This is a genomic window from Pseudomonas protegens, assembly GCF_003732485.1.
GTDB classification, from domain to species: domain Bacteria; phylum Pseudomonadota; class Gammaproteobacteria; order Pseudomonadales; family Pseudomonadaceae; genus Aquipseudomonas; species Aquipseudomonas protegens_B.
Map to the genome: position 1 here is coordinate 458,261 of NZ_MOAK01000086.1, position 5,541 is coordinate 463,801.

3 protein-coding genes and 1 pseudogene are annotated in these 5,541 nt (G+C 61.8%); 1 reads left to right on the plus strand and 3 read right to left on the minus strand.

The genetic code is table 11. From position 1 onward, the window contains the following. The 3 genes from dapC to map form a co-directional block, all read right to left on the minus strand. The coding region (gene dapC / locus BLX41_RS29045) for a succinyldiaminopimelate transaminase (protein ID WP_123727808.1) at positions 1–1,198 on the minus strand (1,198 nt) is incomplete at its 3' end. 38 nt (positions 1,199–1,236) lie between these two features. Then, positions 1,237–3,939 (minus strand): [protein-PII] uridylyltransferase, encoded by a 2,703-nt coding sequence (locus tag BLX41_RS29050; protein ID WP_123727650.1) that lies wholly within the window; start codon positions 3,937–3,939, stop codon positions 1,237–1,239. 48 nt (positions 3,940–3,987) lie between these two features. After that, complete coding sequence (map, locus tag BLX41_RS29055) at positions 3,988–4,770, minus strand: type I methionyl aminopeptidase (RefSeq protein ID WP_123727651.1); 783 nt, start codon at positions 4,768–4,770, stop codon at positions 3,988–3,990. A 407-nt stretch (positions 4,771–5,177) separates the two neighbouring features. Between map and rpsB the strand changes: the two are divergent. Then, a pseudogene (rpsB, locus tag BLX41_RS36590) lies at positions 5,178–5,541 on the plus strand (30S ribosomal protein S2); the annotation flags it as partial.

Below are 5,541 nucleotides of genomic sequence, written 5' to 3' on the forward strand. Positions count from 1 at the left end.
ACGCGCGACGCAGAACGAAATCGCGAATCCGTTCCGCTGCTTCCACGCACTCCGCCAGCGGCGCGACCAGCGCCATGCGCACACGCTCGGCGCCTGGGTTGGTGCCGTCCACATCCCGCGACAGATAAGAGCCCGGGACCACGGTCACGTGCTCCTGCTCGAACAGGTCGCGGCAGAATGCCGCGTCATCCCCGGCCACGTTCGGCCACAGATAGAAGCTGCCATCCGGGCGCTGTACGTCCATCACGGGGGCGAGGATCGCCAGCACGGCATCGAACTTTTCGCGGTACAGGGCGCGGTTGGCACGTACGTGCACTTCATCGTTCCAGGCGGCGACGCTGGCCAACTGGGTTTGCACGGGCATGGCGCAGCCGTGGTAGGTGCGGTACAGCAGGAAACCCTTGAGGATGTCCGCGTCGCCGGCGACGAAACCGGAGCGCAGGCCCGGCAGGTTGGAGCGCTTGGACAGGCTGTGGAACACCACGCAGCGCTTGAAGTCCTTGCGGCCCAGCTCGACGCAGGCGCTGAGCAGGCCCGGCGGCGGGGTCTGTTCGTCGAAGTACAGCTCGCTGTAGCACTCGTCGGCGGCAATCACGAAGTCGTGCTCGTCGGCCAGGGCGATCAGTTTCTTCAGGGTGTCCAGCGGGATCAGCGCGCCGGTGGGGTTGCCCGGGGAGCACAGGAAGAGGATCTGGCAGCGCTGCCAGATTTCCGCCGGCACGGCGTCGAAGTCCGGGTTGAAGCCGTTTTCATCCAGGCACGGCAGGTAGTGCGGCTTGGCCCCGGCGAGGAAGGCCGCGCCTTCGTAGATCTGATAGAAGGGGTTGGGGCTGACCACCAGGGCGTCGTCGCCGCGGTTGACCACGGTCTGGGTGAAGGCGAACAGCGCTTCACGGGTGCCGTTGACCGGCAAGACGTTGCGCGCTGGGTCGATCCAGCCGGTCGGCACGCCAAAGCGCCGTTCGCACCAGCCGGCGATGGCTTCGCGCAGGGCCGGGATGCCCAGGGTGGTGGGGTAGACCGCCATCTGATCGAGGTTGCTGGCCAGGGCTTCGGCGACAAAGCTTGGCGAGCGGTGCTTGGGTTCGCCGATGGACAGGGCAATGGCGCGCTTGTCCGGGTTGGGCGTCACGGTGCCGAGCAAGGCGCGCAGCTTTTCGAACGGGTAAGGTTGCAGCTGGTTCAGAGCGTTGTTCATTGGTGCGGTATCTCACTCAAGGCGGCGATTCAGTCCCGTCAAATGCTCAGGCGGGTCATTTCGATAGTCGGTTCGTGGCTGACACTCAACTGTTCGACGATCGCATCCTGCAAGCGGCTGCACAGCTGTGGGTCGGAAAGGGGCTGGTTGTGTGCGTCGGTAATGAAGAACACGTCTTCCACGCGCTCGCCCAGGGTGGCGATCTTGGCGTTCTGCAGCGACAGGTCGAACTCCAGGAAGATCTTGCCGATCCGCGCCAGCAGGCCCGGGCGATCCGGGGCGCTGAGCTCCAGCACGGTGACCGGGCGCTGGGCGTCGTTGTGGATGGTCACCTCGGGGGCGAAGGCAAAATGCTTGAGCTGGCGTGGTACCCGGCGCTGGATGATGGTCGGGTAGTCGTCGGGGTTGCGCAGGGCGTCGGTCAAGCCCTTGCGGATCTGCTCGACCCGCTGCGGGTTGTTGCCGATGGACTCGCCGTCGTTGTCCAGGACGATGTAGGTGTCGAGGGTGAACTGGCTGCTGGAGGTGATGATCCGCGCGTCATGGATGTTCAGGTTGAGCTGGTCCATGGCGGCCACGGTCACCGCGAAGAAATCGTGCTGGTCCGGGGCGTAGATGAAGATTTGGGTGCCACCCTCGAACTCGCGCTGGGTGATTTCCTTGATCAGCACCAGTGGCCCGCCATCGGCCGGCTGCTGGAGGATCGCGTCGCTGTGCCAGGCCACATCGCCGGCGGTGTGACGCAGGAAGTAGTCGTCTCCCAGTTGCGACCAGAGCTGCTCGACCTCGTCCGGATCGGTGCCGTTGCGCACCAGGATATCCAGGGCGGCGCTCTGGGTCTGGCGGATCTGCTCTTCGCGGTCCACCGGGTTTTCCAGGCCGCGGCGCAGGGCGCGCTTGGTTTCGGTGTAGAGCTGGCGCAACAGGCTGGCGCGCCAGGAGTTCCACAGGGTCGGGTTGGTGGCGTAGATGTCGGCGACCGTCAGCACGTAGAGATAGTCGAGTCGGGTCTGGTCGACCACGGTCTGGGCGAAATCGTGGATCACCTGTGGATCGGACAGGTCCTTGCGCTGGGCGGTGGTGGACATCACCAGGTGGTTCTGCACGAGCCAGACGATCAGCCGGGTATCCCATAGGGGTAACTGGTGGCGCACGCAGAAGGCTTCGGCATCCACCGCGCCGATTTCCGAGTGGTCACCGTGACGGCCCTTGCCGATGTCGTGGTAAAGGCCGGCCAGGTAGATCAGTTCGGGCTTGGGCAGCTTGCCCATGAGCTTGCTGGCCAGGGGGAATTTCTCGGAGATCGGCGTGTACTGCATCTTGCGCAGGTGCTTGATCAGATTCAGCGTGTGGGCGTCCACGGTATAGATGTGGAACAGGTCGTGCTGCATCTGTCCAACGATGAAGCCGAACTCCGGCAGGTAGCGCCCGAGGATGCCGTAGCGGTTCATCCGCCGCAGGTTGCGGTGGATACCGATCTCGCATTTGAACAGTTCGATGAACAGGCTGGTGTTACGGATGTCGTGACGAAAATCATCGTCGATCAGGTGCCGGTGTTCGCGCAGCAGGCGGATGGTGTCGGCGCGTACGCCCTTGATCTCCGGGTGCTGGGCCATCAGCACGAAGATTTCCAGCATGGCGAACGGCGTGCGCTTGAACACGTTGTCGTTGATTGCCTCGATATAGCCGTCGTGCAGTTGGAAGCGGGCGTTGATCGGCTGCGGTGGGGCTTCGTCCTCGGGGGCGAGGATTACCTCTTCGAAGTGCTGGATGATCAGGTCGCTCAACTGGGCGATGCTCATCACCACCCGGTAGTACTGTTGCATGAAGCTTTCGATGGATTGCTTGGCGTCTTCACCGCTGAAGCCCAGCAGTTCGGCGATGGAGCGCTGGTGGTCCAGCAGCAGGCGGTCTTCGGCGCGCCCGGCGAGCATGTGCAGGGCGTAGCGGACCTTCCACAGGAACTCTTGGGAGGAGGCCAGCAAGGCGTTCTCGCTTTCCACCAGGAAACCTTCTCCGGCCAGGGCCCGCAGGTTCAGGGTGCCGTACTGGCGGCGGGCGACCCAGAGGATGGTCTGGATATCCCGCAGGCCGCCGGGGGAGCCTTTGACGTTGGGTTCCAGGTTGTATTCGGTGTCGTTGTATTTGTGGTGGCGAGCCTTCTGCTCGGCGTGCTTGGCCAGGAAGAAGTCCTTGCTCGGCCACATATGTGCGGTGCTGGTGACGTCCAGCATGCGCTTGCGCAGGTGTTCGGGGCCGGCGATGGTGCGGCTTTCCATCAGGTTGGTGATCACCGTCAGGTCGGCCCGGGCCTCTTCGGCGCATTCGTCCACTGAACGCACGCTTTGCCCGACTTCCAGGCCGATGTCCCAGAGCAGGGTGAGAAAGCGTTCGATGGAGTCGCGAAAGATCTCGTGATCGGCGCTGTCCAGAAGGATCAGCAGGTCGATATCGGAATAGGGGTGAAGCTCGCCGCGGCCGTAGCCGCCGACCGCCACCAGGGCAATGTCGGCGTCTTCGCTCCAGCTGAACTGGTCCCAGGCCTTTTGCAGGATGTTATCGATGAACCAGGCGCGGTCTTCGATCAGCCGACGGATTTCCCGGCCGCTGCGAAAGCGGTTGTCGAGCACGTCTCGTGCCTGACGGATGGCTTTCTTGAAGGCGGCGATGGGGCTGGCCTTCAGAGCCAGTTCCGCCTGGAACTGGCCACGGTCGAAGAGTTCGGGATCCACCTGCGGCATCGATTGGCTTTCCTGTCTATCTATAGGGTCGGGACGCGGCGTTGTGGGTCAGGCAGACACCCGGGCGATGGTGTCATCGCTGCGCAGGGTGAAGATCTCGTAGCCGGTTTCGGTCACCAGCAGGGTGTGTTCCCACTGTGCCGAGAGCTTGCGGTCCTTGGTGATCGCGGTCCAGCCGTCGCCCAGTACTTTGGTGTCGGCCTTGCCCTGGTTGATCATCGGCTCGATGGTGAAGGTCATGCCGGCCTTGAGTTCCATGCCGGTGCCCGAGCGGCCGTAGTGCAGGATCTGTGGCTCTTCGTGAAAGACCTTGCCGATGCCGTGGCCACAGAACTCGCGAACCACCGAGAAGCCGTTCTTTTCCGCGTGCTTCTGGATCACTTCGCCGATGTCGCCCAGGCGGCAGCCAGGCTTCACCAGTTCGATGGCCTTGTACATGCATTCCTGGGTGATCTGCGACAGGCGCTCGGCCCAGACCGGCACGGTGCCGACGTGGAACATGCGGCTGGTGTCGCCGTGGTAGCCGTCCTTGATGACGGTGACGTCGATGTTCAGGGTGTCGCCATCCTTCAGCGGCTTCTCGTTGGGAATGCCGTGGCACACCACGTGATTGATCGAGGTGCAGATGGATTTGGGGAAGCCCTTGTAGTTCAGCGGTGCCGGGATCGCACCCTGCACATTGACGATGTAGTCATGGCAGATACGGTCCAGCTCTTCAGTGGTGACACCGGGTTTGACATGCTCGGCAATCATTTCCAGGACTTCGGCGGCCAGTTTGCCGGCGACACGCATTTTGGCGATGTCCTCGGGAGTTTTGAGGGTGACGGTCATACAGGCTCTCTTGACGCTCAATGGCGCGGTAAACACGGAATGGCTTGAAAACCTGCCCCTGCAAGGCTGGAGCCGGGATGGAACCGGTGAGGTTTTCAGAAGCCGCAAAGGTGCGATTCTAACAGAGCCTCAGCGCAAATCTGAGGTTCTGCTGGCGCTTGTCTCTATACAATGGTGCATTCTGGGCTGAATCCAAGGGCAGGGCAAAAACTGCAAGGATAGGAGGATGTGAATCCGGGTTCCGTTTTGGCCTGCGCTGTGGTATAAAATGCGCCGCTTTCCGGGGATGCCCCGAAAAGCTCAAACCCACACACGTGTCGACACGATGACCTGGGTGCCCTCAGCACATGCTGTTGGTTGGTCATTGGGATACGTGGAGGCCTAACCCGACTTACTAAGGAACTATCATGTCCCAAGTCAACATGCGCGATATGCTGAAGGCCGGTGTGCACTTCGGTCACCAAACTCGTTACTGGAACCCGAAAATGGGTAAGTACATTTTCGGTGCGCGCAACAAGATTCACATCATCAACCTTGAAAAAACCCTGCCAATGTTCAACGAAGCTCTGACTTTCGTAGAGCGTCTGGCCCAGGGCAAAAACAAGATTCTGTTCGTCGGCACCAAGCGTTCCGCTGGCAAGATCGTTGCTGAAGAAGCAGCACGTTGCGGTTCGCCGTACGTCGATCACCGCTGGTTGGGCGGCATGCTGACCAACTACAAAACCATCCGTGCTTCCATCAAGCGTCTGCGTGACCTTGAAGTGCAAGCAG

What these genes read in the sequence shown, in the direction of transcription:
- BLX41_RS29050 (WP_123727650.1), bottom strand. Translation starts at nt 3,939, where the DNA reads ATGCCGCAGGTGGATCCCGAACTCTTCGACCGTGGCCAGTTCCAGGCG.
- map (WP_123727651.1), bottom strand. Translation starts at nt 4,770, where the DNA reads ATGACCGTCACCCTCAAAACTCCCGAGGACATCGCCAAAATGCGTGTC.